Below are 21,685 nucleotides of genomic sequence, written 5' to 3'. Positions count from 1 at the left end.
CGCCTGGCGGTATGTCATCTCGCCTTTTTCGACCTGTTCGACGACAGCCAGTTTAAAGGATAGAGAGTAATCGCGTTGTGTGCGTTTAATATACTGGTTCATCACATTTTCCTCTGTGCGTGAGTAAAATGTGTCAACGCTATTCAGGACGGATCAGGGCAATAAAAAAGGCCGGGCTAACCCGACCTTGTTTGACTGCTCGACGCGCTTAGACCAGTTCGATCACGTCGAAGTTGGCTTCGCCGCTCAGATCGGCATCGTAATCAACGCCCTGCAGACCGAAGCCGAACAGGCGCAGGAATTCCGCCTTGTAGCCCTGGTAATCGGTCAGTTCGTTGATGTTATTGTCGTTCAGCTGCTGCCAGATTTCACGGCAGGTTTCCTGCACGGCATCGCGCAGTTCCCAGTCATCCAGGCGCAGACGGTGTTTCTCGTCGGTGTCCGGCGCCGCACCGCTGTACAGCTTGGTCGCGAACAGACGCTGGATCTGCTCGATGCAGCCTTCGTGAATGCCCTGCTCCTTCATGATTTTGAACACGATGGAGATATACAGCGGCATCACCGGAATGGCGGAGGAGGCCTGAGTTACCACCGACTTGAGCACCGCAACGTAAGCCGCGCCGCCTTTGGCCTGCAGCTTCTGGTTGATGGCCTGCGCCGCGCGATCCAGATCTTCTTTCGCCTTGCCCAGCGTACCGTGCCAGTAGATTGGCCAGGTCAGATCGGTACCAATGTAGGAGTAAGCGACAGACTGCGCGTTATCCGCCAGCACGCCCGCTTCGTCCAGCGCGTCCATCCACAGCTGCCAGTCCTGGCCGCCCATCACCTTCACGGTGTCGGCGATTTCTTGCTCGTTGGCCGGCTCGACCACGGCTTCAACCAGCACGTCTTTGTTGGTGTCCAGCGCAACGGATTTGTACGGCTCGCCGATCGGCTTCAGTGCGGAACGCACCACTTCGCCGGTTTCCGGCATTTTACGCACCGGCGAAGCCAGCGAGTAAACCACCAGGTCAACCTGACCCAGGTCTTTTTTGATCAGATCGATCACGGTCTGACGGCACTCGTTGGAGAATGCGTCGCCGTTGATGCTTTTCGCGTACAGGCCTTCTTCTTTAGCTGCCTTGTCGAAACCGGCGGAGTTGTACCAACCGGCGGAACCGGTTTTGCCTTCGCTGCCAGGCTTCTCGAAAAATACGCCGATGGTGGCCGCACCGCTGCCGAAAGCGGCATTGATGCGCGAGGCCAGACCGTAACCGGTGGATGCACCAATGACCAGCACCTTTTTAGGCCCGTTTTTCAGTTCGCCGCGCGACTTAACGTAGGCGATTTGCTCACGGACGTTGGCTTCACAGCCTGCCGGGTGAGCGGTGGTGCAGATAAAACCACGAATTTTAGGTTTGATAATCATAGTAATTTTTTCTTGGTAGCTAAAAACCGAAGGACAATATACCTGATTTTCTCGATATACTTAAGAAAGTGCGAAAACAAGCGCAGTGAACAGACCAGTTTAGTCGAGGGATCAGGGTTGCCCAACTCCGCATCGTGATGCCTCCACGCGCCACGCTTCGCACCCTCAGCGCGTTCAAGCCTTCCCTCTTAAATCAGCAAAAGTTGATCATGCTTCTGGCGTTGCGTTATGGTGTGGCTGTTTTTCGGTCGAATATCAGGGAAGATAAAATCACCAGGAACAGTGATGGAACCAACTTTATATTATATTCTTTCTACTCTCGCTGCCGCGGCCTGTCTGGCCGTGAAATACGGCTTCAGGCCGCCTCTGGGTTCCAAGGGTTATGTCGTTCTGGTTACGATATGTTTTTTAATCCTTTGCTGGCAATTTACCCTTTTTGCCAACGGCAACGCGATGTTTATTGCTGACTCTGAAACATGGACCAAAGAAAATTGGCCTCTACGCTACTGTGCGTTGGGGTTTGCTCTTGCACATGCCTTCGCCACTTTCGAATCCTCCAGAAGAAAGAAAAAAGACAAACTTTCCTGAAGTCGTCACCACCAAATGAAACGCCATTTGGTGGTGACAAGGTAGATCCATTACGCCTTGTTCTTTTCCAGCTGCTCAATCAGCGTATAACGCAGCGATGAGGCATCGGCCGGCACGTTCTCCACCGGGGTAACAAGCACTTTCAGCCGATACTGATAACCCGGTTCGAAGGTGAAACCCTCGATGCCGGTATAGAACAACTCCCACGGCTGCTGCGCGGAGCGACGCACCTGCATGCACTTCATCGGGCCGACGCCCACGCAGTCCACCAGCGCGCTGTTTACCAGCAACACTTCCGTTTGGCCGCCTTTCTCATTTGCGGGCTGATTCATCGAGGTTCCCTCCTGGCTGCAGCCGGCCAATGCGGCCAACGCAACAAATAACAACGCTTTGATTTTCAATGTACTGCACCAATAGTCATGTAGGTCAGACGATCCTAACAAATTGACTGGATGAATTGAACCTTGCTCCGTATCACAGAGGCGACATTATTCGCTCGCGCTTATTCTCCAAACTCATGCGTTACAGGACAGAAGTCATGACGGTACGCTGTCGTTTTTATCATCGGTATCAATGAGAAAACCGGCATCACGAATCGCCGCCCTCACCTGCCTGGCGTCCATCACCGCCGTTTTCACATAGCCAAAGAATGCCACCCGCGCGCCGGGCAAACGGACTGGCGTCGCCAGTTGGGCACTGAGTTCGCGATTGCGCTGCGCCATCTGCTCGGCACGCGCCTGCCAAAATGCAGCCGGTTCGGAGGGAGTTTCAGTGGCGGTTTCGAACCGAGACGCCAATTCGCTTAGCGCCTCCCACTCCGCCAACAGGGCGGCAACCACTTCAGGATTAGCCACCTGCCCCCAGTCAGAGGGTAAAATCCCCTCACGCCACGCCTCGAGATAGCCGGGCAACGCCCTCTTCAACCGACTCAGCCGATCGTTCAACGCAGGTGTCCTTTTACAACTACAACGCCTAATATTTTGATATTCCCCATAATGCCGCTCTCGCTTAACCGGTGATGGGAGCAATGACCGGAGCTTATCAGCGCCATAGATGACGTAATGACTTTTAGTGCGGCTAAATTAGCGATATGTGCGGGTGGGGATGGAGATCGGGTTGGTGGCTGTGATTCGAAAGAGGAGCGAGGATTGTTGCTGGCGGATTAAGAGGAATTTACTTATAAATCAATCACACAAAAAAAGACCGAATACGACTCCTAACAAGAATAATTCATATAAATCAATGCGATAACATTAATAAATTTGATTAATGGCGACGTAGTGACTACCGCCGCCAAATGAGGGGTTAGGGGCGACCTGCCAGCTTAGAGCTCAATCAGCTCTTTTGAAATTTAGTTGCTAATTGCTCTTAATACTAAAACTGATAAACATCGGTGCGGATACTAATTTAGTACTGATCATTTTAAAATAATTTCAAAAGAATACTACCCATTAACATATGGGTTATTAATGGGTAATGCTTTTATTTTGTTCTATCTTTTTTTTTCAATAAGCTCTGCTTGCTCTATAATGCTCTCTATTTCTTGCTTTATCTTAATGCTTTCTAATAATTCCTTATTGAAAGACTCTGAATTTTCATCACTAAAATTAACCAACACCCTTCTATTACATAATGATTGAGCTTTATATATTGTAAACCTTCTTAGCTCATGATTATCTGATAGCAGATCTCTTTTTATATCTAAAATATTTTTCCGTATATATTCAATCTGAGATGGGTAATCTCTACTACTGAATCCAGGAACAAGACTTGTGCCTATCAATTTTACCTTTTGATTCTTTTCCACAATTTGAGAAGAAATAACTCTCAACTCAATCAGTAATGAGCTAATGGATGATCTTACTTTTTTTAACTCAGAATCAGGGAATTCAAAATCTAAGTTGCTATAATTAAGCTTTGATATCTGTTGCGATATATCTTTATCAGAAAAAGATACTTTTTCCCAAGTATGAGAGAATTTGTTCCTTATTTTTCTGAGTATTTCCAAATCGGAATATTGTTTTTCCGTTATTAACCCAAGAGAATAACAAGCTTTGATTCTAGAGGAAAAAGTACCTAATGGAGAGTTGAAGCCTTCAAGTAATTGTTTTGATACTTTATTGTCTAGCATAAAATTAGAGAGTATTACCCCTAAAGAATCTTCAGAGAAAGCTGATAATGATAATATCAACCCTCTTTCATCAAGGCTATCTAAATAAGAATTCAGTTTATTTAGACTTCCAAATACTTCATCATCCATCGCTTCAGCGTTTTCCATACACTCTCCATATATAAAAACAATCATTAAAGGCCGCACTTAACATATAGATTGGAGATTAACGTTTCAACTTAATGAATTCATCTCTGCTGAAAATATCTTTTTCACCTGTCATTTATTTCCCTCTTTTATAACTTAAAGATTTCATCTCTTTAATCCAATCAGACAGGGATTTAACTTCACCTGTTGGTCGAATAATTATGTCACCTATAATCCTGCTGGTGATGAAGGTTCGCATCGCTTGAGCCAGGTGGCAGTATGCCTGAATGCGATCACCATCGAAAGATCTAACATCGACCTCTCGATAGGAGCGCACACCTTTGCTGTCTTCATAATCGAATGCCATGTATCTAAAATCACTACTATTGCTAAGGCCATTAGGAATTAGGTTTTCTCTTCTTTTTCTTCCATCTTTTATAGTTATATGCTTTTTTTTGGATTTACTTACATTATCATTACGGTTAGCCAACTGTTTATCCAGTTCACTAAATGTATTTTTTTTAATTGATTTTAAATTTTTAATGTTTTCTTTTACCCGCTTCCTATAATCCACCTTCTCATTGAGCGGTGTAGTAATTGGTGATTTATTAGGCTCAGGCTTGTCAGTCCTGTAGATCCTTCGTATCATGAGCACACAAATGATAGCTAAGGATATCCACACAAACCAAAAGCTACCATGTTCAGCCGCGCCAATACTCAAGAAAGACAGTACAATAACAGCCAATAGTTCAACAATTTTAATTAGCTTATTACCTTGTGACTTATAAATTAAGTAGGATGCAATCAACGGTATAATCAGGAAAGAAATTTGCAGATAGTCTTTCATTTCACAATTTCTCTATTTTTTTTAAAACTTTCCCTACACAAGAAACATCATCCACTGAGCACTCAAAGCTCTCTGATAAGCCAGAAATTTTAACTTTATTGCCAGGTATGCGCGCAACTGAATATACGTCATGAATTCCATCTATATTTAAAAGCCAAGACCCATTGCCTAACATGTTAATGTCAAAATCAACTAACCACGATGATAAATCTTTTTCAACATACCCTATGTTCTCTGGTGAGGCGGGAATGAAGGAGGGGTCACAAACCCAGGAGCCATTTTTAATCAACGCTCCAGAGGAAATGGACCAGCGGTTAAGGGTTAAAAAAGTTGTTTCATATGAAACCGAGTCAGTATTGCCAGGACTTCCCTGCCCGGTCGACAACCAAAGCAATGAGACCCCGGTATCTAAGGCACAAGCAACTACTGCGTCACCGGGGAAGTATTCGCGGCGAACCCAAGTGCTTATGGTTGCAGTGGAAATGTCCAGAAAATCGCCAAGCTCTTTCTGTGTGCGAAATCCATATGCATCCAACATCCTGCGGAGAACTGGTTTACCCCCAGATGCTTGAATTTGTTCGTAAAGGGCCTTTCCTGATACCGATGATTTTCCGCTCTCAAAATTCGAATTTGCAAACTTTCCAGTTACCAACCATCCAACATCTGCACCGGTATCAAGAGCGCATTGCACAATCACATTTCCTGGAACTTGTCCGCGCTGCAGCCAGCTCCCAACGTTACTTTTTGCAATACCAAGCCTATCACTAAGCTCTTTTTGCATCTTAAAGCCATATGACGAAAGGATCCTTTCAAGGACCTCGCCCGCAACCGAATCTTCAAGACGCTTATTCTTTACCATGGGTAGTCACTTTTCTGTTTACAGTAATAAAAAAGCGATCTACAGTATCAACACACCACATGTAACACCGTAGAACACAAACCACTAACCGGAGATATTGCGTTATGTCTCATGACATTGCAAACCCCCAGGCCGCGCCTTTTTCACCTACGCAGATTGCAAACATCCTTCTGCCAGGCCTGAGCGGCGCCATTCTGGAAGCAGTGCAACGCGCAGTTGCTATGCACACCTCCCCGACCATGTCCAAAGAGGACTTCATTGCCGTTAACGGCATCAGCGCATCTGTGCTGGAGAAGTGGATCGCCAACGGCGTTGTGCTGCTGGCGCCAACCCCTACCACCACCGTGAAGCAAAACCGGAAGAACCGGAAGACCGGCGAGATCGAAGAGGTCACGATGACCAAACACGGTAATGCCCTGATCAACCTCGAAGCGTGGCGTGAGAAAAATCGCCAGGTTGCGATCAAATGCCGCTACATCCGCGGTTAATTCGATTATTCGAATTTTGAAGGGCTAAACCATGTTTGATTATCAAGTCTCTAAACAGGCGCACTACGAAGAAGCCTGCCGCCGATTCGCGACAAAGCACAACATCAAGCAGCTAAGCGCTGATGCTGGCATGTCGGCGCAGGTACTGCGCAACAAGCTGAATCCTGACCAGCCGCACCGCCTGACGGTTGAGGAATTGCTGGCGCTGACCGACCTCACAGAAGATCCAACGCTGGTTGATGGGATGCTTGCGCAGCTGCACTGCCAGCCGTGCGTGCCTATCAATGAGCTTTCCAGCGGCAAGGTCGCGGCGTATGTGCTGAATGCCACCTCCGAAATAGGCAAGGTCGCTGCCGAGGCAGTTGCAGGTGGCGCCATGACCGCTGCGCGCCGCGGTGCGATACGCGAAAGCGTTAATGCCGGCATTCGTTACATGACGCTGGCAGGCCTCGCGATTCAGTCCCGCATCCACGCCAACCCGACAATGGCCTCCACCGTTGATGCCATCACCGCCGTTGGCGCGTCACTGGGCATGAGTTGAGGTGAACATGATGCCAATTTCTATTGCTCCTCTGCTCAAGCAGCAAAGCCAATCACGCCACTTTGGGCACGGTTGGATCCAACTGCAGAACGGCCGGCGTTGGTGCCCGGCGCAAGACCAGAAAGAGCTGCTGGCTCAACTGACCACCGCCCCGCGGGAGTCAATCGGCAGTAAGGCGGCAAAATGGCTTTTACTGAAACTACGCGTACTGTGCCGCTGACACCAGGCCAGCGCGCCGACGGTTTGCAACACATCGCCGAATTGCGCCGAGATGTTTTCAAGTGCGACAGCACAGCTGAAATAAACCGCTTTTTGGCAGATGTACGTAATGGAAGAGATCCACGATACAAGGACAACATCCGGGCTCTGAGCGCCATTTTCTTTTTGGCCGGTATCAAGAAAGAGCGCCACGGGCTGGATTTCAATGAACTGACGAGTGAGGAGAAAAAAGCATTGGTCGATGCAATGAATAAATTCCGCGCAGTCGTGAGTTTATTCCCGAAGCATTTAAGCATGCCGATAGAATAACTTTTTAACCTGACCAGAAATTAATTGGCGTAAACCCGCCGGGCTTTTTATTACCTGAAGAAAGGAAAACCACCATGAGAAATATGCAAAAACTGCCAATCGCCATCGGGATCGATCCTGCCGCCGGCAACGATGTTTCCGTTGTGCACCAGACCGCCTATCAGTTGGAAGAAATGCTGAAGCGCGCCCGTATGGATGAACGTAAGAACCAGGCCGCCGTGATGTCCACCAAGCTGGAAAATCTGGCCAACTCCATCATCGCCAAGGATTTGAGCCTGCGCGATGCCGTGGAGCTGCTGCGCCACGAAGCCGAATTCATCCAAAACCAGGCGATGGAGCTGCACTAATGGCCGACGCAATGGACATTGAGCAGGAACGCCAGCAGCTGATCCTGGCCGCTCAAATCGAACAGGCGCGCCGGAAGCCGGCCGCCCCTTCCGCCTTTCTTTGTGAAGAGTGCGACGCGCAGATCCCAGAAGCGCGCCGCCTTGCCGTTCCAGGTGCAGCCCGCTGCGCCAGCTGCCAGGAACTTCACGAAGCAAAATCACGCCACTACCGGGGGTAGTTATGCTGAATTCCGCGTTGAAATGGGTGGGCAGCAAGCGCCGCATAATGGGCACCCTGCGCCAACACCTGCCAACCGCACCAGGCCGCCGCCTGGTGGAGCCCTTTGTGGGCTCTGCTACCGTTTTCCTGAACACCGACTTCGACTCCTATTTGCTGGCCGATATCAATGGCGACCTGATCAACTTTCACAACGTGGCCAAAGAGTACCCGGAAGAATTGATCGGGCTTGGCCAATTGATGTTTGCCAATCACAAGGGCCGGGAAGGCTATTTAGCAGTCCGTGCCAGCTTCAACCTCCGCATCGAAGTCAGCAATATCATGCGCGCGGCGAAGTTCCTTTATCTGAATCGCCACGGCTACAACGGCATGTGCCGTTACAACAGACGCGGGGAATTCAATATCCCATTCGGCAAGGTGGACGCACCTTATTTCCCAGAGAAAGAGATCCGCACCTTCGCCGAGAAAGCGAAAAACGCCGTTTTCCTGTGCTGTGACTTCACCGAAAGCATTGAAATGGCGGCGCCCGGCGATGTCATTTACTGCGATCCGCCATACATGCCTAAGACGAAGACAACCGGCTTTACCGATTACCACACTGAAGGCTTTGGCGAACTACATCAGTACAACCTGATGCACTCGCTGCGTGCCGCCGCCGCGCGCGGTTGTCACGTTGTGGCCTCAAACAGCGATGTCGCCGAAGCGCTGCAGTGTTATGGCGAGTTTGAGATCCACCACATCACCGCCCCGCGTTCTGTGAGCTGCAAAAGTGATGGGCGCGGGCGTGTCGGTGAAATCATCGCAACGATGGGGGCCACCACATGTTGATCAGTTTTCTCTGCTGGCTTGTCGGTGCCTGTGTCGCTTTCTGCCTTCTTTGCCTTGGCATCAAAAGTGGGCGCATCTACCGCGTCACCACGGCCGCCGGCGTCCTAACCCTGTCAGTCATTTGGCCAATCACCGCCGCGCTGGTTCTCGGCGGATTTATATACGGGCTGGCGATTCTCGCATTTGGTTATATCACCAGGAGTAAACCTCATGAAAGGAATTGACTTGTTCGCGGGGCTCGGTGGCTCATCAACCGGCGCGCGTAAAGCAGGTGTAGACATCGTTTGGGCGGCCAATCACTGGCAGGAAGCTGTTAGCGCACACACGATGAACCACCCTAACACTGTTCACGCATGCCAAGACTTACACCAAGCTAATTTCGCAGCCGTACTGGCTTTAGTGCCAAAGCTGGATCTTTTACTGGCATCACCATGTTGCCAAGGTCATAGCAAGGCGCGGGGCAAAGCCAACGGCAACCCACAGCACGACGCGAGCCGCTCAACTGCCTGGGCGGTGCCCGCCGCTGCTGAAGTATTACTACCTGAAGGAATCATCGTTGAGAACGTGCCTGAGTTTCTTCAATGGTCGCTATTCCCTGCATGGGAGTATGCGATGCAACGGCTTGGTTATTCTCTGGCGTCGCACATCGTGGACTGCGCAGACCTGGGAGTGCCTCAGAACCGCGTCCGTATGTTCATCATCTGTACCCGTAGCAAAAACCCACTGAAGCTGAATCTGCCGAAACTGCCGCATGTCTCTGCTGAATCATTCATTGATTTCGAAGCCGGGCGCTGGTCAGCGGTCAATAAACCAGGACGCGCGGCGGCGACACTCGACAGAGTTGCAAGTGGGCGCTCTCGATTCGGTGACCGGTTCCTAATTTCATATTACGGCAACACCAAATCAGGCCGCTCCCTGCAGCGTCCGATCGGCACTATCACGACGCGTGACCGCTGGGCAGTAGTTGACGGCGACCGCATGCGCATTCTGACCAAGGAAGAAAACATACTGGCCATGTCATTCCCTGCCGACTACATCACACCGCCGTCACACAAGTTGACTGTTCATATGGCGGGGAATGCAGTTCCGCCAGAGGCGATGTATCAAATAATCAGCGCTCTCAAGTCGCAGGTATGAGCAATAGCCACCGCGGCCGCCACGCCCCCACCCCGCCGCCGCCCTACCCGGGCAGCGGCGAGCCTGCTTTTGAATGGGCATATTCATGGAACGCACCGAGAAAAGGTGTCGGCTCGCCATTCGTCAGTGCGGAAGAACAGAAGAATCGGGATCGCATCAACACCGACCTCGCAGCTGCCTTTGAATACCTGAACAGCCAACCTAGCCTAGTAAAGCGCCAGGTTAACTCCCACTTCTTCAAACTTGAGCAATCTCAGGGGATCCAGCGAGCCCATGCGTACTTGACGCTTAATTTTGTTAAGCGCGCATTACCACGCTTGGAACTGGTCAATAAACAGTACCGGATATTAAAAATGACGGCGGACAACGCCAGGTACATGACGCGGTTTAATCACCTTGCTGATATGTCACGCAGTGATGTTGAGGCGCTGGCCGAGGATATAGCCGCATTTATCGCACAGGAGCTGGGGCTAGTCGCAGAGCAATGTTCCGGCTGCAGTGATTTGAAGGCAATGTGGTTGCTATACCGCCGTGCCGGGATCATCACTCGCGACTTTCGCCAACTGCCGCCGCTGTGGGAAAAGCTGAATAAACGCTTTTTCAGCGAAGAAGATGCCGGCCCTGCCGTATCCCGGATGTTGTCGCCGCAATGGTGGCTCAACCGTCTGCGCCGCACCTCTGCAGAATGGCGCGAGCACTTGAATATTGCGCTTGCCAACGTCAGTAAAAAAACCAACCCATACGCCAGCAAGACGGCGATCACCGAGTGGCGCGAGCAGAAGCGACGCACCCGCGAGTTTTTAAAGGGGATGGAGCTCGAAGACGAGGCCGGCAACCGTATAAGCCTGATCGATAAATATGATGGCAGCGTTGCGAATCCAGCGATCCGCCGCAGTGAATTGATGGTACGTATTCGCGGCTTCGAGAACATCTGTAACGATCTGGGCTACGTCGGCGAGTTCTACACCATAACGGCCCCATCAAAATTTCATGCCACCAACAAACACGGCCATCGCAATCGGAAATGGAACGGCGCCAGCCCGGCCGAGACGCAGGGTTATCTGAGGTCAGTCTGGTCAAAGATTCGCGCCAAACTCCACCGCGAAGATTTACGCATTTTCGGGATCAGGGTTGCCGAGCCTCACCACGACGGCACGCCACACTGGCACATGCTGATGTTCATGCAGCCTGAAGTTGTTGGCCAGGTACGTGAAATAATGCGCGATTACGCCACGCAGGAAGATGCACGGGAATTGAGTTCTGCGAAGGCACGCAAAGCACGCTTCCATGCTGAAGAGATCGATCCTGACCAGGGCAGCGCCACCGGCTATGTTGCGAAATACATTTCGAAAAATATCGACGGCTATCAGTTGGATGGCGAACTGGACGACGAAAGCGGGAAGCCGCTCAAGGAGACCGCCGCCGCAGTGTCGGCCTGGGCCGCTCGATGGCGTGTTCGTCAGTTTCAATTCATTGGTGGCGCTCCGGTTACCGTATACCGCGAGCTGCGTCGGATGGCCGACCATGAGGCCGCGATTGGCCTTAGCGTAGAGTTTGCAGCAGTCCACGACGCCGCCGACGTCGGCAATTGGGCGGAATATACCAACGCCCAGGGTGGGCCTTTTGTTAAGCGTGACGATCTTGTTGTCCGCACCTATTACGAGGCAGCGGAAGAAACCAACGGATACGGCGAAGATGTGATCCGCGTGCGTGGTGTTTTCTCCCCGCCAGTTGGCCAGGACGTGCCAATCATCACCCGTGTAACCCAATGGAAAATTGTGCCGAAGAAAGCGCCGGTTTTGGGGGTTGACCTTCAGGGCGCGCCTGCGCCCTCTCGGAGTTCTGTCAATAACTGTACGGGGGAGCCTGGTGGGAGTATGGCCCCGCCGGATATAGGCGAAGCCGACTATGACAACTGTGATATCAATTTTGGCGAGTTATCTGCCAAGGAACGGCGGAAGGTGCTGGCAAGAATCAGGGACAGAAACCCAAAAACAAGAATAAGCAGACCACAGGGCGCCAATGTTCCAACCGGCGCAACTGCCGCTATGGAGAGAATCCGGGGCCGAGTAGAAGAAATTGCCGGCATTCAGATCAGCGATTCAGAGTGCCAACTGTTGACCAAAGGCATGACGATGAAAATTGCCGGTAATCACTACTACGGCAACAGCCTCGGTGATCTCTTCACGGCACGCGCGCCGGTACGAGCGGGTGCACTGATGCAGCGTTTCAATAGGTTGCGTCAAAAGGCTACCGGGATGACTAAGGAGCGCGATAAGTTGATGAAACAGATGAAAAAAGAAGGAAATAAGCAGCGAGAAAAAATAGCGCGGGAGCTGAGCGCAATAGGCAGAGAGGCGCCAGCGATTGAAGAGATTAACCGTCTTTTGCTTGGCGGAACGGTGAAGATCGGCGCGTTTTACTTTTGCGCGGGGGCTGATGGTCGGCTGTATGGCCGTCGTAGGAAATAATCATGTGACACCGCCATATCTACGATTTTGCCGAAATTGCATACAATTGAAATAAATTCATTAACATGACGTCTTGACGGGACTCAGGAATGCGCTCAATATAGAACTGTACATATATACAGTACCGTATGGAGGCAGTGATGGAATCACTTGAAAAACAAAAACAAACTTTGACGCGCGTTCGGTTTATTGCAGAACTTTCCCTTATCGCCCCCCGGCATGCTTCTGATCTAAAACTTGCCTTGGGCATGATCGTCGATCTGTCCAACGAGGTTCTACCAGAAAAAGACTACGACGGAATTTTTTACAATGCAGACAGGGGCTAAATTATGGCGCGTCGTAGCGACGAGACTTTGACTGCTTGCGGCTCACGCCAACGACTACTTGGGCTACTGGTGCATCTTGGACGAAGATAAACATGGGCTAAACACCTACTGTAAATGCAATATGAATCATTGATGAAGTTGCCGAAAAGGCTTGCAATACTCAATGAAGTCGACTTAAGTTAAGTCAGTGCAACGAATAGCCGATTTACCTGTTTGAGGAGTGGATGGCTATTTTTCTTGTAGGAGCACTGCGCAATCTGTATAATATTGCGCCATTTAAGGAGGGGTTATGACAACTCTAGCAGCACTGAGGCTCGGCAACCCAACAGAAAGGCTTGCTAAAATCCTCAAGGAAAACAAAGAAAAGCTCAACTTGAGCAAAGATGGATTCGTCTCTGTCGACCTTTCTAATGAAGAAGCAATCAAGGCCATTAATGACCAGATGGATAAGCTGGCAACGATTAAAGTACAAAAATACAACAGAAGAAGATAATGGCAACAATTCTGCTTTCAGTGATATTGGTAAGTGGGTTTATTTTTGTAAACCTTTCATTATCAACAAGATATAGATATAAGCGTTCCAATGGCTGGGACGCTTATTTTTTTGTCGCTGCTTGGGGAATTGTGTTCTTCCTCGTCGGCGGTTTCTTATGCTTCATTTTGAACGCCACCGGTGTGTTCCGCTGGGTAGCCAAGCTCTTACACCTTACCACCGACAGTTTTAATGGCGTTGTTTCAACGACAACGGATAAAGCTCAGAGGAATAACGAGATCAAGCAAATGGCCTGGGTTGTGATATCCATATCACTCTCCGCGCTCTGTGGTTGGTGGAGTAAAAGGAAAACCTCGAAAGGGGATCGGCGATGGGATGCCTTGGCAAAAGCCGTTGGTAATAACTCGTTCGAAGCAATGCTTATGGAGGCTTCCGCTCGTCAGTTCCCAATCATTATAACCCTATCCTCCCGTAAGATTTACGTGGGTTTAGTAACCTGCCCCGCCCTTGAGCACGGCATGTCAGATCATCTGGAAATCCTGCCCATGCTTAGTGGCCACCGTGACAAAGATGATCTGACCATCAATATCACAACAAACTATCACGCTCATTATTTAGAAAGTGGCGTAATTGGTGGTTTGTCACACTTGAACATTAGTGACTTTAGGGTGCTCGTGCCGAAAGATGAGGTTGAAACTTTGTCATTTTTCGATACTGAAACCTACAACAAATTCAAGCAAGATGAAGAACGGGATCGGCAAAATTGCAAATCCCTTGGCCGAACTCCGCGCACTACTTCCCGAGCTCAGCGAGCGACTAAGCAAGACAGCTGACGAATCCGCGTAGTGCATATCTATGCTGCATGAATTCGCAGGATCAAAAAAGGATCTAAAACAGTCGGGCGCTCCAGTAATGGCGCGCCCTTCTGCTATTCGGGCACCTGCATGAAAACCCATACAAAAAGCGGGCAGGCGTGGCGGGGCTACGATTGCGCGCCAATAGGTTTACTTCATAAGAAAATAATCCTATGCTGTCACAGCAAGGTGCAAATATTTTTTAAGGGAAATATGCATGGCTAAATATACTCCAGGTCAAAAAGTAAAGCATGTGACTGGCGTAGGACCACTAATGGTGGTGGATCACTACAACGGAAGTTCACCAATGGTAAACTGCACATGGTTTATTGGGTCCAAGCTGAACAAAGGCGTTTTCCATGAAGACACCCTTGAATTGTTCGTGAGGAAAGTTAAAGACGACAAAGAAGAAGACTGATGTGACATTACAATCGCAATTAGAAAGCATTGTAAAATGGATGGTTACAACTGTTAATACCCAAGAAATCTTGTATCAACATGAGGTTGTCGATCACATTATCACTTACTATGGTGATGGTGATGACTTCGTCAATATGAATGATCAAGGAAACTATGGCATCAACCGTAAGATTCTAGCATTATTTCGAAAAGCCTCTGAGAAAGATGTGGTATGGGATAGAGAAGATAAAGCTTGGCGATTAAGATATGAGTCTGACCTTCCTGGACGTCAACAATAATAAGGCCGCCATCGCGGCGGCCTTAATGAAGAGAATATTTTAATTGATTTGTATAACACAGCGATTAATTAGCATGTTCAATATTTAGATTATAAGCTTCAAAGGTGATCACCTTCTCCCCGATCCAGTCGTTTAACTCCTGCATCCGCCTCTGCAGCGGTATCAGCTCATTGCGAACAAACACCTCGCTCGCCTCTTTCACGTTGCCGAACCCGCTGGCATTTTCCGGCACGATGCACATCAGTTGCGGCGGCACACGGTGCGCGTGTAACTGGTCATCACGAGTGACGTTTTTAATATTCCAGAACTCATCCTTCGCTGCCACCTCGCTCAGCGGGATGATCTGAATGCCATCCTTCTTACCGTTCGGCGAGTACATGAACAGGTTGCGGAAGTTGCCAGGCCCGCGCGCACCTTTCATAGCGTTGCGGATATTATCCACATCAGTCTGGCTAGCGGCCGCGTCGCTCATGTACATGATGAAGCCAGCGTGACTCCCGTTCTGGTAATACTTGCGGCGGAACAGAGTGGCCGATTCATTGAGCCATGCCGAGTTAAGCGCAGACAGATATTCTGGCAAGCCGTAGATCTCCTGGTTGATATCAGGCTCCAGCAGGTGAAACACGCTATCGGCGTCGAATTGGTAAGGGTCAACACCCAGGCCATACTGCACAAACCAATAGGTATCCAGATCGACGCCGCGGCGAGTGTATTTTGCCAGGGAGGGCTTAAGTTCCATCGGGCCGCCGAGGCGGTTGGTCCGCAACTCCAAATAGGCGTTGCCAAACACCAGGTAATCCTGCACGAAACGGCTGAAGGCCTGCTGACTCAGCAGACGATGCGGCTTAAATGTGCTGGTCAAGATATTGCGCTTCACATACAGCGGTGAGCTATGGTGAACCGTAGCGCGGAACGTCCTGGCCAAACCATCAAAACTGATCGGCGGTTCATACCATTTATCCATGCGCACGCACTCGACGTAATCAAGCATCTCCCGGCGGTCGAGCACCGGGACGGGATCGCCAAAGGTAAATGCTTCAACCCCTGCCGCGCCGGAGGCTTGTTTATGGGCGTGAACTGGCGGTAATGCGCGCTTTTTATGACGCTTGCTCATTTAAAAAATCTCCACAATGTTGCTGTTGCCCGCCGTGACGCCTTCGAGCGGTTCATTGAGCAGCGCATGCATAGTTGCCCACGCCAGGTCGGCATGGCTGGCTTCTTCGCTGCGGCTAGCTTCATACGTTGGCCGGCTACCGCTGGCGGTCATCGCCTTGCGGATAGCCATAAAGGATTGGGTGATGTCGGTGTGTCCGGCGTCATACTCCAGGCGCCGGTGTGTGATGATGTCTTTGGCTTTCAGCACCAGGGCGTTTTTCACCTCCGGGCGATAGACAAACTCCCGCACCGCAGGGAAGAACTGCTTCACCAGCTGATAAACGCCATGGCCAACGCCGGTGGAGTCAATGCCGATGTACTGAACGTTGTAGCATTCTGTCAAAAGCTTGATGCTTTTCGCCTGGGCGGCAAAGTCCATGCCGCGCCACTGGTGGCGCTCCAAAATGCGGAATTTCCCACCCGGAACCATCGGCGGCGCCACAACCACGCAACCGGCACTGTCACCTGACGCAGAGCCTTTGGCCGGGTCATAACCGATCCACACCGGCCGATAGCCGAAAGGCCTGATGGCCAGCGCTTCGAAATCGTCCCACTGCTCCCAACTATCGACCATGCACCCCTGCATTTCAGTGAGCGGGAACACCGACGCCATATCGTCGATAAATTCACACATCAGCAGGTTTTGATAATCCTCCGGGCCGTATTCAAGCCGTAGCTGATCAAGGTCAAACAGGTTGCATCCGCCGTTAACTGCATCTTCAACGGTGATTATTTGGCGGTACTGACCATCCGGGCAGAGAACGCCGCGCGCCAGGTTGGCATGGGTAAGATCGATATCAACCCGATCAGCCTTGGCGCGGCCTTTGTTGTACAGGGCGCCGGACCAGAATGGGTAGGCGCTATGGGTAAGGCTCGACGGCGTTGAAAAGTACGTCTGGCGCCATTTCTTATGCAGCGCCATGCCGGAGGCAACTTTGCGCAGCTCCTGGAAGCGAGGGATCCAAAAATACTCATCCAGGTACAGGTTGCCGTGATAACTCTGCGCGGTGCGGGCATTTGTGCCGAGGAAATAGAGGCACGCACCGTTGCCGAGGGTCATCGGGTCGCCCTTCAACTCAACATCCACTTCGCGGGCAAACTCGATGATGTACTGCTTGAAAACGTGCGCCTGCGCCTTACTCGCTGACAGGAAGATTTGGTTTCGGCCTGTAGTGATGGCATCAATCAGGGCTTCGCGCGCAAAGTAGAAAGTCGCGCCGATCTGGCGGGACTTCAGCAGGTTGCGAATGCGGTGTTTGGCGCCGGCTTCAAACCAGTTGCGTTGATATTTGAACAGGGAATCATGGAAAATTTCGATCAGTTTTTCCGTCTGTTCGTCGCTGAAAACATTCTTCTCAGGCGCCTTGCGCGGGCCGCTGTTGCGGTTGCCCACGTTCGGGTTTAAGTCGGCTTCATTGCCGCCGCTATTGAATTTCCCGATCCTGGCAAGCCGCTCCCCCTGGCGGGCGATCAGGTCGATTTCCTTGAAGTCTTTCCCTTCTTTGTGCTCCTTCATCACCAGCTGGCAATAGCGCGCTGTTGTGGTAAGTTGCATTTGCTCAAGCGGGCCAATACTCCCCCACTTGTCGCGTTTCTTCCAGCTGTGTACTGTTGCAGCCTTCTCTCCCAGCATTTCAGCAATGCGGGATATGCGTAACCCCTGAAAGTACAGGAACATCGCCTGTCTGCGGGGATCGAGATCGGTGTTGAGCGTCGTCGTTGTCATGGCGCCAGACTACCGACCGGCCGCGCCGCCATCCCTTCCCGGCCATTGTGCCAAACACCACACAATGCCCTTTCGTTGTCTCCCCTCCCTGTTCGCCGCAACCATAAGCCTGACCGATTACCGACACTGACCGGAACAGACTAATGACACTTAAATCAAAGCGTTTTCGTATTGCCGTAGAGGGTGCGACAACCGACGGCCGCAACATTAGCCGCGAATGGCTGACGCAGATGGCCAAGAACTACAACCCATCCGTATATGGCGCGCGGGTAAATCTGGAACACATCAAGGGATATCACCCCGATAGCTCCTTCCGTCGTTTCGGTGATGTAACCGGCCTGACAGCAGAGGAAATTACCGAAGGTCCACTGGCCGGGAAGATGGCGCTTTATGGCGACATCGCACCAACCGCGGACCTAGTCGAAATGGTTAAGCAAGCGCAAAAGGTTTACACCTCGATCGAGGTAAACCCCAAATTTGCCGATACCGGCGAAGCCTACTTGATCGGCCTGGCCGTAACCGACGACCCAGCCAGCCTGGGGACCGAATATCTGGCCTTCAGTGCATCCGCATCCGCAAACCCACTGGCTAACCGCAAACAGCATAAAGACAACCTCTTCACCGCAGCAGAAGAAGCTCTGATCGAATTTGTTGAACAGGAAGACCAAAGGCCCGGCCTGCTGTCCCGCATCACGGCGATGTTCGCCAAGTGCAACGCCAGTGATGACGCGCGTTTTTCTGACGTGAATCAGGCGGTGGAGCTGGTCGCCGGCGAAGTGCAAAGCATCGGCGATAGCGTCGCCAAGCTCAATGTCACGGCCGAAAAGGTGCCCGCACTGGAAGCCAAGTTCAATGCGCTAAGCAAGCAGCTCAACGACCTGCAGGCCAACCTGAGCAAGCAGGACAGCAATCCGAAGTTTCGCCCGGTAACACCTGGCGGTGGCGGTGATAGCGGCGGCGAAAAAACCGACTGCTAAACGCAGAGCCACGGCATACCCCATAGGGCATAGAAAACTGATTACGGAGACTTACTGATTATGCGCAATGAAACGCGATTTAAATTTAACGCCTACCTGACCACGCTGGGCGAGCTGAACGGCGTAACCGTCGAGCTCAGCGCCAAGTTTGCGGTAGAGCCGTCCGTGGCGCAAAAACTGGAGGATAAGATCCAGGAGAGCGCCGCATTCCTGCAGCGGGTTAATATCGTTCAGGTTACTGAACAATCCGGGCAGCGCCTGGGCCTTGGTATCGGCTCCACTATCGCCAGCACCACGGACACATCAACCAAAGAGCGCGAAACAACGGATCCGAGCGGTCTGGACTCCATCGAGTACAAGTGCGAGCAAACCAACTTCGACACCTCGATCACCTACAGCAAATTGGACCTATGGGCCAAGTTCCAGGATTTCCAGCTGCGTATCCGTAACGCCATCGTGTTACGCCAAGCGCTGGACCGCATCATGATCGGGTTTAACGGCCTGAAGCGCGAAAAAACCTCGAACCGAACCGCCAACCCATTACTACAGGACGTTAACATTGGCTGGCTGCAGAAATACCGTACCGACGCCCCGGCGCGCGTGATGGATAAAATCCTGGATGACGAAGGGGCCGTGGTTTCACCTGTGATCCGTGTGGGTGAGAACGGTGACTTTGCAAACCTGGATGCGGTGGTGATGGACGCAGTGAACAACCTGATCGATCCGTGGTTCCAGGATGATACCGATCTGGTGGTGATTTGCGGCCGCGGCCTGCTGGCGGATAAATACTTCCCGTTGGTGAACCAGTCGCAGCCAAACACCGAAGCGCTGGCCGCTGATCTGATTATCAGTCAGAAACGCATGGGCGGCCTGCAGGCTGTTCGCGCGCCCTTCTTCCCGGCCAACGCCATGCTGATTACCCGCCTGGATAACCTGTCCATATACTGGCAGGAAGACACCCGCCGCCGCCTGATCATCGACAACCCGAAACGCGACCGCATCGAAAACTTCGAATCGGTCAACGAGGCCTATGTTGTTGAAGATTATGGCTGTGGTTGCCTGATCGAAAACATCAAACTAGGTAAGTTTGCGGCGCCAGCGCCGGAAGCACCGGCGGGCGAATAAGGGGTTAACTGATGACCCTGAGCCCAGCGCAGCGCCATATGGTCTATGTGCAAGCAAAAGAGGCCGCCCGCCAGGGCGGCGCTCTAAGCCGCCATGCCAATGGCTATGAAATGATGCTCCTGAAGATTGAAGAAGACAGCCGCCGATTGAAGCGGGTGCAATCTCAGGAGAAAAAAGCCGAAGTTAAGCGCGAAGTTCTCCCCCATTACTCTCCATGGGTGGCCGGAGTGCTGCAGACCGGCATGGGTGCGCAAGATGACGTAATTATGCATGTGATGGTCTGGCGCATCGACGCCGGCGACTACAACGGCGCCATCGACATCGCGGAGTACGCGCTCAAGCATGGGCTGGTCATGCCAAGCCGATATGCACGCCAAACCGCCTGTGCGGTGGCCGAAGAGATCGCGGACAGTGCCCTGAAAGCCTACGACGCTAAGCAGCCGGTAAATCTCTCCATCCTGACGCGCCTCATGGATCTGATTGAAGACCACGACATGCCAGATGAAGTGCGCGCCAAGTTGCACAAAGTCATGGGCTACGGATTGCGGGATAACGAACAGCCTGAGTTAGCGCTCAACCAGTTAAACCGCGCCTTCCAGTTGCATGAGCGGGTTGGTGTGAAAAAAGACATTGAACGACTCGAACGCGAGTTGAAGAAGGCCGAGAACGGCTAAACCGAACGTGCCCACGCGCGGGGCGGCACGGGCGTTGCGACAGGTTTTATACCGCATCAATACGCCCGTCCACCGCCCACCCATTGAGAGCCCTGCCCATGAAATTTGTAGCGCCAGGCCAGGCCGGCGAGGAAAAACAGGTAATCAAGAACACACAATTTTGGCCGGATGTCGATCTGTCCGATTTGCAGGAGTCCATCAGGACCGATGGCACATTCACCCCGCAGCGCCTGCGCCATGCAGCGCTGAATGCTATTGCGGAAGTGAATGGCGAATTGACCCTGTGGCGACAGGCACAGCAGAACGCCGGCTTTACCGCTCTGGAAAATGTGCCGGCAGAGGAGTTGGACGGCGAAAGCGTTTTGCTTCAGCACTACAACCGCGCGGTGTACTGCATCACAAAGGCCAATTTAAACGGACAGTATCGCGATTTTGATGCCACCGGGGCCGGCGGGAAGCGAGCCGACGAAATGGACGAATCCATTGATGAGCTCTGGCGGGATGCTCGCTGGGCCATGCGGCTGATCCAGGGCGAAAAACACATGACAGTAGAGCTGATCTGATGAAAGTGATAGCCCACCAAAACGACACCGTTGATGAGCTGTGCTGGCGCCACTATGGCCGCACCGCGGGGCTATCTGAAGTCGTTTTATTGGCCAATCCAGGCCTGGCAGAAATCGGGCCATTTATTCCGCACGGCACGCCGGTAGAAATGCCGGACATTGCGCCGCCCCCTACACAGCAAATTATTCAACTTTGGGATTGATGTCATGGGCGAACCAGTAACAAGCGGCACCACGTTATTCACGTTTGGCGGGATCACCCTTCTCTCCGTCTTGTCTGGCGACGCCGCGCCAATTGTTCTTGGCGCCTTTGGTGGCGCTTCATTGTTTGTGTTGGCGTCGCAGGAGTTGACTCTGAAGCGCCGCGGCGCGCTCTGGATTAGTAGCTTTATTGCCGGTTGCTTGTTCGCGCCGATGGCGGCAGCGCTGCTGAAGAAGGCTACCGGGCTGGATGTTGAAGTAAAGCTGGGCGCCGGCGCGTTTGTCGCCGCAGGTGTGGCCATCAAAATCCTGTTGGTCGCCTTGCAGAAGCTGGACGGGGATAGCCCGATTTTCCGCATATTCAGGGGGAAATAACC

General features: G+C 51.6%; 30 protein-coding genes. 22 read left to right on the top strand and 8 right to left on the bottom strand.

Going from position 1 to position 21,685, the window contains the following annotated elements; genetic code table 11:
* Positions 1 to 208: 208 nt before the first annotated feature.
* Complete coding sequence (gene fabV, locus ACJ8J5_RS11385; RefSeq protein WP_025302456.1) at positions 209 to 1,408, bottom strand: enoyl-ACP reductase FabV; 1,200 nt, start codon at positions 1,406 to 1,408, stop codon at positions 209 to 211.
* Between the two features lie 285 nt (positions 1,409 to 1,693).
* Between fabV and ACJ8J5_RS11380 the strand changes: the two genes are divergently transcribed.
* A complete protein-coding gene (locus ACJ8J5_RS11380; protein ID WP_016928136.1) occupies positions 1,694 to 1,996 on the top strand; it encodes a hypothetical protein in 303 nt (100 codons plus the stop codon).
* A gap of 50 nt (positions 1,997 to 2,046) precedes the next feature.
* Here the strand turns inward: ACJ8J5_RS11380 and ACJ8J5_RS11375 are convergent, their stop codons facing one another.
* From ACJ8J5_RS11375 to ACJ8J5_RS11355, 5 genes are all read right to left on the bottom strand, one after another.
* Complete coding sequence (locus ACJ8J5_RS11375; RefSeq protein WP_025302454.1) at positions 2,047 to 2,397, bottom strand: DUF4377 domain-containing protein; 351 nt, start codon at positions 2,395 to 2,397, stop codon at positions 2,047 to 2,049.
* 135 nt (positions 2,398 to 2,532) lie between these two features.
* Positions 2,533 to 2,940: a hypothetical protein gene (locus ACJ8J5_RS11370; protein WP_049209427.1), complete on the bottom strand. Its 408-nt coding sequence runs from the start codon at positions 2,938 to 2,940 to the stop codon at positions 2,533 to 2,535.
* A 548-nt stretch (positions 2,941 to 3,488) separates the two neighbouring features.
* A complete protein-coding gene (locus ACJ8J5_RS11365; protein ID WP_414104642.1) occupies positions 3,489 to 4,274 on the bottom strand; it encodes an MltR family transcriptional regulator in 786 nt (261 codons plus the stop codon).
* A 115-nt stretch (positions 4,275 to 4,389) separates the two neighbouring features.
* Positions 4,390 to 5,100 carry a hypothetical protein gene (locus ACJ8J5_RS11360; protein ID WP_135638082.1) on the bottom strand — a complete coding sequence of 237 codons (711 nt, stop codon included), beginning with the start codon at positions 5,098 to 5,100 and terminating at the stop codon, positions 4,390 to 4,392.
* Position 5,101: 1 nt separating this feature from the next.
* Positions 5,102 to 5,959: a phage repressor protein CI gene (locus ACJ8J5_RS11355; RefSeq protein ID WP_135638080.1), complete on the bottom strand. Its 858-nt coding sequence runs from the start codon at positions 5,957 to 5,959 to the stop codon at positions 5,102 to 5,104.
* A gap of 104 nt (positions 5,960 to 6,063) precedes the next feature.
* Between ACJ8J5_RS11355 and ACJ8J5_RS11350 the strand changes: the two genes are divergently transcribed.
* The 15 genes from ACJ8J5_RS11350 to ACJ8J5_RS11280 all read left to right on the top strand — a co-directional run bounded on the left by ACJ8J5_RS11350 (position 6,064) and on the right by ACJ8J5_RS11280 (position 14,887).
* Positions 6,064 to 6,447 carry a hypothetical protein gene (locus tag ACJ8J5_RS11350; protein WP_135638078.1) on the top strand — a complete coding sequence of 128 codons (384 nt, stop codon included), beginning with the start codon at positions 6,064 to 6,066 and terminating at the stop codon, positions 6,445 to 6,447.
* Positions 6,448 to 6,478: 31 nt separating this feature from the next.
* Positions 6,479 to 6,988, top strand: coding sequence for a phage regulatory CII family protein (locus ACJ8J5_RS11345; RefSeq protein ID WP_135638076.1), 510 nt, complete (start codon positions 6,479 to 6,481; stop codon positions 6,986 to 6,988).
* 10 nt (positions 6,989 to 6,998) lie between these two features.
* A complete protein-coding gene (locus ACJ8J5_RS11340; RefSeq protein ID WP_072269748.1) occupies positions 6,999 to 7,208 on the top strand; it encodes a phage filamentation protein Fil family protein in 210 nt (69 codons plus the stop codon).
* Positions 7,172 to 7,516: a DUF5347 domain-containing protein gene (locus ACJ8J5_RS11335; RefSeq protein ID WP_414104641.1), complete on the top strand. Its 345-nt coding sequence runs from the start codon at positions 7,172 to 7,174 to the stop codon at positions 7,514 to 7,516. Before ACJ8J5_RS11340 ends, ACJ8J5_RS11335 begins: the two co-directional genes overlap by 37 nt.
* 74 nt (positions 7,517 to 7,590) lie before the next feature.
* Positions 7,591 to 7,863, top strand: a complete 273-nt coding sequence (locus ACJ8J5_RS11330) for a DUF2732 family protein (protein WP_135638072.1) — start codon at positions 7,591 to 7,593, stop codon at positions 7,861 to 7,863.
* Positions 7,863 to 8,081, top strand: a complete 219-nt coding sequence (locus ACJ8J5_RS11325) for a TraR/DksA family transcriptional regulator (protein WP_135638070.1) — start codon at positions 7,863 to 7,865, stop codon at positions 8,079 to 8,081. The genes ACJ8J5_RS11330 and ACJ8J5_RS11325 overlap by 1 nt, the downstream gene beginning before the upstream one ends.
* A 2-nt stretch (positions 8,082 to 8,083) precedes the next feature.
* Positions 8,084 to 8,908 carry a DNA adenine methylase gene (locus ACJ8J5_RS11320; protein ID WP_135638067.1) on the top strand — a complete coding sequence of 275 codons (825 nt, stop codon included), beginning with the start codon at positions 8,084 to 8,086 and terminating at the stop codon, positions 8,906 to 8,908.
* Positions 8,902 to 9,132, top strand: a complete 231-nt coding sequence (locus ACJ8J5_RS11315; RefSeq protein WP_135638065.1) for a hypothetical protein — start codon at positions 8,902 to 8,904, stop codon at positions 9,130 to 9,132. Before ACJ8J5_RS11320 ends, ACJ8J5_RS11315 begins: the two co-directional genes overlap by 7 nt.
* Entirely contained in the window at positions 9,119 to 10,045 is a 927-nt protein-coding gene (locus ACJ8J5_RS11310; RefSeq protein WP_414104640.1) for a DNA cytosine methyltransferase, read from the top strand. Before ACJ8J5_RS11315 ends, ACJ8J5_RS11310 begins: the two co-directional genes overlap by 14 nt.
* Positions 10,042 to 12,516, top strand: coding sequence for a replication endonuclease (locus tag ACJ8J5_RS11305; RefSeq protein ID WP_414104639.1), 2,475 nt, complete (start codon positions 10,042 to 10,044; stop codon positions 12,514 to 12,516). The genes ACJ8J5_RS11310 and ACJ8J5_RS11305 overlap by 4 nt, the downstream gene beginning before the upstream one ends.
* A 140-nt stretch (positions 12,517 to 12,656) precedes the next feature.
* Positions 12,657 to 12,842, top strand: coding sequence for a hypothetical protein (locus tag ACJ8J5_RS11300; RefSeq protein ID WP_414104638.1), 186 nt, complete (start codon positions 12,657 to 12,659; stop codon positions 12,840 to 12,842).
* Between the two features lie 289 nt (positions 12,843 to 13,131).
* Complete coding sequence (locus tag ACJ8J5_RS11295; protein WP_414104637.1) at positions 13,132 to 13,335, top strand: multidrug ABC transporter ATPase; 204 nt, start codon at positions 13,132 to 13,134, stop codon at positions 13,333 to 13,335.
* On the top strand, positions 13,335 to 14,168 hold the full coding sequence (locus tag ACJ8J5_RS11290) for a hypothetical protein (protein ID WP_414104636.1): 834 nt from the start codon (positions 13,335 to 13,337) through the stop codon (positions 14,166 to 14,168). The genes ACJ8J5_RS11295 and ACJ8J5_RS11290 overlap by 1 nt, the downstream gene beginning before the upstream one ends.
* A 238-nt stretch (positions 14,169 to 14,406) precedes the next feature.
* Entirely contained in the window at positions 14,407 to 14,607 is a 201-nt protein-coding gene (locus ACJ8J5_RS11285; protein WP_414104635.1) for a hypothetical protein, read from the top strand.
* A 1-nt stretch (position 14,608) separates the two neighbouring features.
* Positions 14,609 to 14,887 carry a DUF6953 family protein gene (locus ACJ8J5_RS11280; protein WP_414104634.1) on the top strand — a complete coding sequence of 93 codons (279 nt, stop codon included), beginning with the start codon at positions 14,609 to 14,611 and terminating at the stop codon, positions 14,885 to 14,887.
* A 64-nt stretch (positions 14,888 to 14,951) separates the two neighbouring features.
* On the opposite strand, the gene ACJ8J5_RS11275 is transcribed toward ACJ8J5_RS11280, so the two are convergent.
* Positions 14,952 to 16,001 (bottom strand): phage portal protein, encoded by a 1,050-nt coding sequence (locus ACJ8J5_RS11275; RefSeq protein ID WP_414104633.1) that lies wholly within the window; start codon positions 15,999 to 16,001, stop codon positions 14,952 to 14,954.
* A complete protein-coding gene (locus ACJ8J5_RS11270; protein ID WP_414104632.1) occupies positions 16,002 to 17,768 on the bottom strand; it encodes a terminase ATPase subunit family protein in 1,767 nt (588 codons plus the stop codon). It abuts the gene before it with no gap.
* Positions 17,769 to 17,911: 143 nt separating this feature from the next.
* On the opposite strand from ACJ8J5_RS11270, the gene ACJ8J5_RS11265 reads away from it, so the two are divergent.
* The 6 genes from ACJ8J5_RS11265 to ACJ8J5_RS11240 all read left to right on the top strand — a co-directional run bounded on the left by ACJ8J5_RS11265 (position 17,912) and on the right by ACJ8J5_RS11240 (position 21,683).
* Positions 17,912 to 18,745, top strand: coding sequence for a GPO family capsid scaffolding protein (locus ACJ8J5_RS11265; RefSeq protein ID WP_414104631.1), 834 nt, complete (start codon positions 17,912 to 17,914; stop codon positions 18,743 to 18,745).
* Positions 18,746 to 18,805: 60 nt separating this feature from the next.
* The gene (locus ACJ8J5_RS11260; RefSeq protein WP_414104630.1) at positions 18,806 to 19,870 is read left to right on the top strand and encodes a phage major capsid protein, P2 family; all 1,065 of its coding nucleotides are present in this window, start codon (positions 18,806 to 18,808) and stop codon (positions 19,868 to 19,870) included.
* 11 nt (positions 19,871 to 19,881) lie between these two features.
* Positions 19,882 to 20,544 (top strand): terminase endonuclease subunit, encoded by a 663-nt coding sequence (locus ACJ8J5_RS11255; protein WP_306403532.1) that lies wholly within the window; start codon positions 19,882 to 19,884, stop codon positions 20,542 to 20,544.
* A 98-nt stretch (positions 20,545 to 20,642) separates the two neighbouring features.
* Positions 20,643 to 21,107 (top strand): head completion/stabilization protein, encoded by a 465-nt coding sequence (locus ACJ8J5_RS11250; protein ID WP_414104629.1) that lies wholly within the window; start codon positions 20,643 to 20,645, stop codon positions 21,105 to 21,107.
* Positions 21,107 to 21,310 carry a tail protein X gene (locus tag ACJ8J5_RS11245; RefSeq protein ID WP_414104628.1) on the top strand — a complete coding sequence of 68 codons (204 nt, stop codon included), beginning with the start codon at positions 21,107 to 21,109 and terminating at the stop codon, positions 21,308 to 21,310. The genes ACJ8J5_RS11250 and ACJ8J5_RS11245 overlap by 1 nt, the downstream gene beginning before the upstream one ends.
* A 4-nt stretch (positions 21,311 to 21,314) precedes the next feature.
* Positions 21,315 to 21,683, top strand: a complete 369-nt coding sequence (locus ACJ8J5_RS11240) for a putative holin (RefSeq protein ID WP_135638044.1) — start codon at positions 21,315 to 21,317, stop codon at positions 21,681 to 21,683.
* Positions 21,684 to 21,685 lie beyond the last annotated feature (2 nt).

The organism is Serratia sp. CY43202 (genome assembly GCF_052168755.1).
Lineage (GTDB): Bacteria > Pseudomonadota > Gammaproteobacteria > Enterobacterales > Enterobacteriaceae > Serratia > Serratia bockelmannii.
The sequence above is the reverse complement of the archived record's forward strand: the minus strand, read 5'-3'. Positions and strand labels throughout refer to the sequence as shown.

Bases quoted from the DNA above. Each gene is read 5' to 3' on its own strand.
- fabV (WP_025302456.1), bottom strand. From the start codon at position 1,408: ATGATTATCAAACCTAAAATTCGTGGTTTTATCTGCACCACCGCTCAC.
- ACJ8J5_RS11380 (WP_016928136.1), top strand. From the start codon at position 1,694: ATGGAACCAACTTTATATTATATTCTTTCTACTCTCGCTGCCGCGGCC.
- ACJ8J5_RS11365 (WP_414104642.1), bottom strand. From the start codon at position 4,274: ATGGAAAACGCTGAAGCGATGGATGATGAAGTATTTGGAAGTCTAAAT.
- ACJ8J5_RS11360 (WP_135638082.1), bottom strand. From the start codon at position 5,100: ATGAAAGACTATCTGCAAATTTCTTTCCTGATTATACCGTTGATTGCA.
- ACJ8J5_RS11355 (WP_135638080.1), bottom strand. From the start codon at position 5,959: ATGGTAAAGAATAAGCGTCTTGAAGATTCGGTTGCGGGCGAGGTCCTT.
- ACJ8J5_RS11350 (WP_135638078.1), top strand. From the start codon at position 6,064: ATGTCTCATGACATTGCAAACCCCCAGGCCGCGCCTTTTTCACCTACG.
- ACJ8J5_RS11345 (WP_135638076.1), top strand. From the start codon at position 6,479: ATGTTTGATTATCAAGTCTCTAAACAGGCGCACTACGAAGAAGCCTGC.
- ACJ8J5_RS11340 (WP_072269748.1), top strand. From the start codon at position 6,999: ATGCCAATTTCTATTGCTCCTCTGCTCAAGCAGCAAAGCCAATCACGC.
- ACJ8J5_RS11335 (WP_414104641.1), top strand. From the start codon at position 7,172: ATGGCTTTTACTGAAACTACGCGTACTGTGCCGCTGACACCAGGCCAG.
- ACJ8J5_RS11330 (WP_135638072.1), top strand. From the start codon at position 7,591: ATGAGAAATATGCAAAAACTGCCAATCGCCATCGGGATCGATCCTGCC.
- ACJ8J5_RS11325 (WP_135638070.1), top strand. From the start codon at position 7,863: ATGGCCGACGCAATGGACATTGAGCAGGAACGCCAGCAGCTGATCCTG.
- ACJ8J5_RS11320 (WP_135638067.1), top strand. From the start codon at position 8,084: ATGCTGAATTCCGCGTTGAAATGGGTGGGCAGCAAGCGCCGCATAATG.
- ACJ8J5_RS11315 (WP_135638065.1), top strand. From the start codon at position 8,902: ATGTTGATCAGTTTTCTCTGCTGGCTTGTCGGTGCCTGTGTCGCTTTC.
- ACJ8J5_RS11310 (WP_414104640.1), top strand. From the start codon at position 9,119: ATGAAAGGAATTGACTTGTTCGCGGGGCTCGGTGGCTCATCAACCGGC.
- ACJ8J5_RS11305 (WP_414104639.1), top strand. From the start codon at position 10,042: ATGAGCAATAGCCACCGCGGCCGCCACGCCCCCACCCCGCCGCCGCCC.
- ACJ8J5_RS11300 (WP_414104638.1), top strand. From the start codon at position 12,657: ATGGAATCACTTGAAAAACAAAAACAAACTTTGACGCGCGTTCGGTTT.
- ACJ8J5_RS11295 (WP_414104637.1), top strand. From the start codon at position 13,132: ATGACAACTCTAGCAGCACTGAGGCTCGGCAACCCAACAGAAAGGCTT.
- ACJ8J5_RS11290 (WP_414104636.1), top strand. From the start codon at position 13,335: ATGGCAACAATTCTGCTTTCAGTGATATTGGTAAGTGGGTTTATTTTT.
- ACJ8J5_RS11285 (WP_414104635.1), top strand. From the start codon at position 14,407: ATGGCTAAATATACTCCAGGTCAAAAAGTAAAGCATGTGACTGGCGTA.
- ACJ8J5_RS11275 (WP_414104633.1), bottom strand. From the start codon at position 16,001: ATGAGCAAGCGTCATAAAAAGCGCGCATTACCGCCAGTTCACGCCCAT.
- ACJ8J5_RS11270 (WP_414104632.1), bottom strand. From the start codon at position 17,768: ATGACAACGACGACGCTCAACACCGATCTCGATCCCCGCAGACAGGCG.
- ACJ8J5_RS11265 (WP_414104631.1), top strand. From the start codon at position 17,912: ATGACACTTAAATCAAAGCGTTTTCGTATTGCCGTAGAGGGTGCGACA.
- ACJ8J5_RS11260 (WP_414104630.1), top strand. From the start codon at position 18,806: ATGCGCAATGAAACGCGATTTAAATTTAACGCCTACCTGACCACGCTG.
- ACJ8J5_RS11255 (WP_306403532.1), top strand. From the start codon at position 19,882: ATGACCCTGAGCCCAGCGCAGCGCCATATGGTCTATGTGCAAGCAAAA.
- ACJ8J5_RS11250 (WP_414104629.1), top strand. From the start codon at position 20,643: ATGAAATTTGTAGCGCCAGGCCAGGCCGGCGAGGAAAAACAGGTAATC.
- ACJ8J5_RS11245 (WP_414104628.1), top strand. From the start codon at position 21,107: ATGAAAGTGATAGCCCACCAAAACGACACCGTTGATGAGCTGTGCTGG.
- ACJ8J5_RS11240 (WP_135638044.1), top strand. From the start codon at position 21,315: ATGGGCGAACCAGTAACAAGCGGCACCACGTTATTCACGTTTGGCGGG.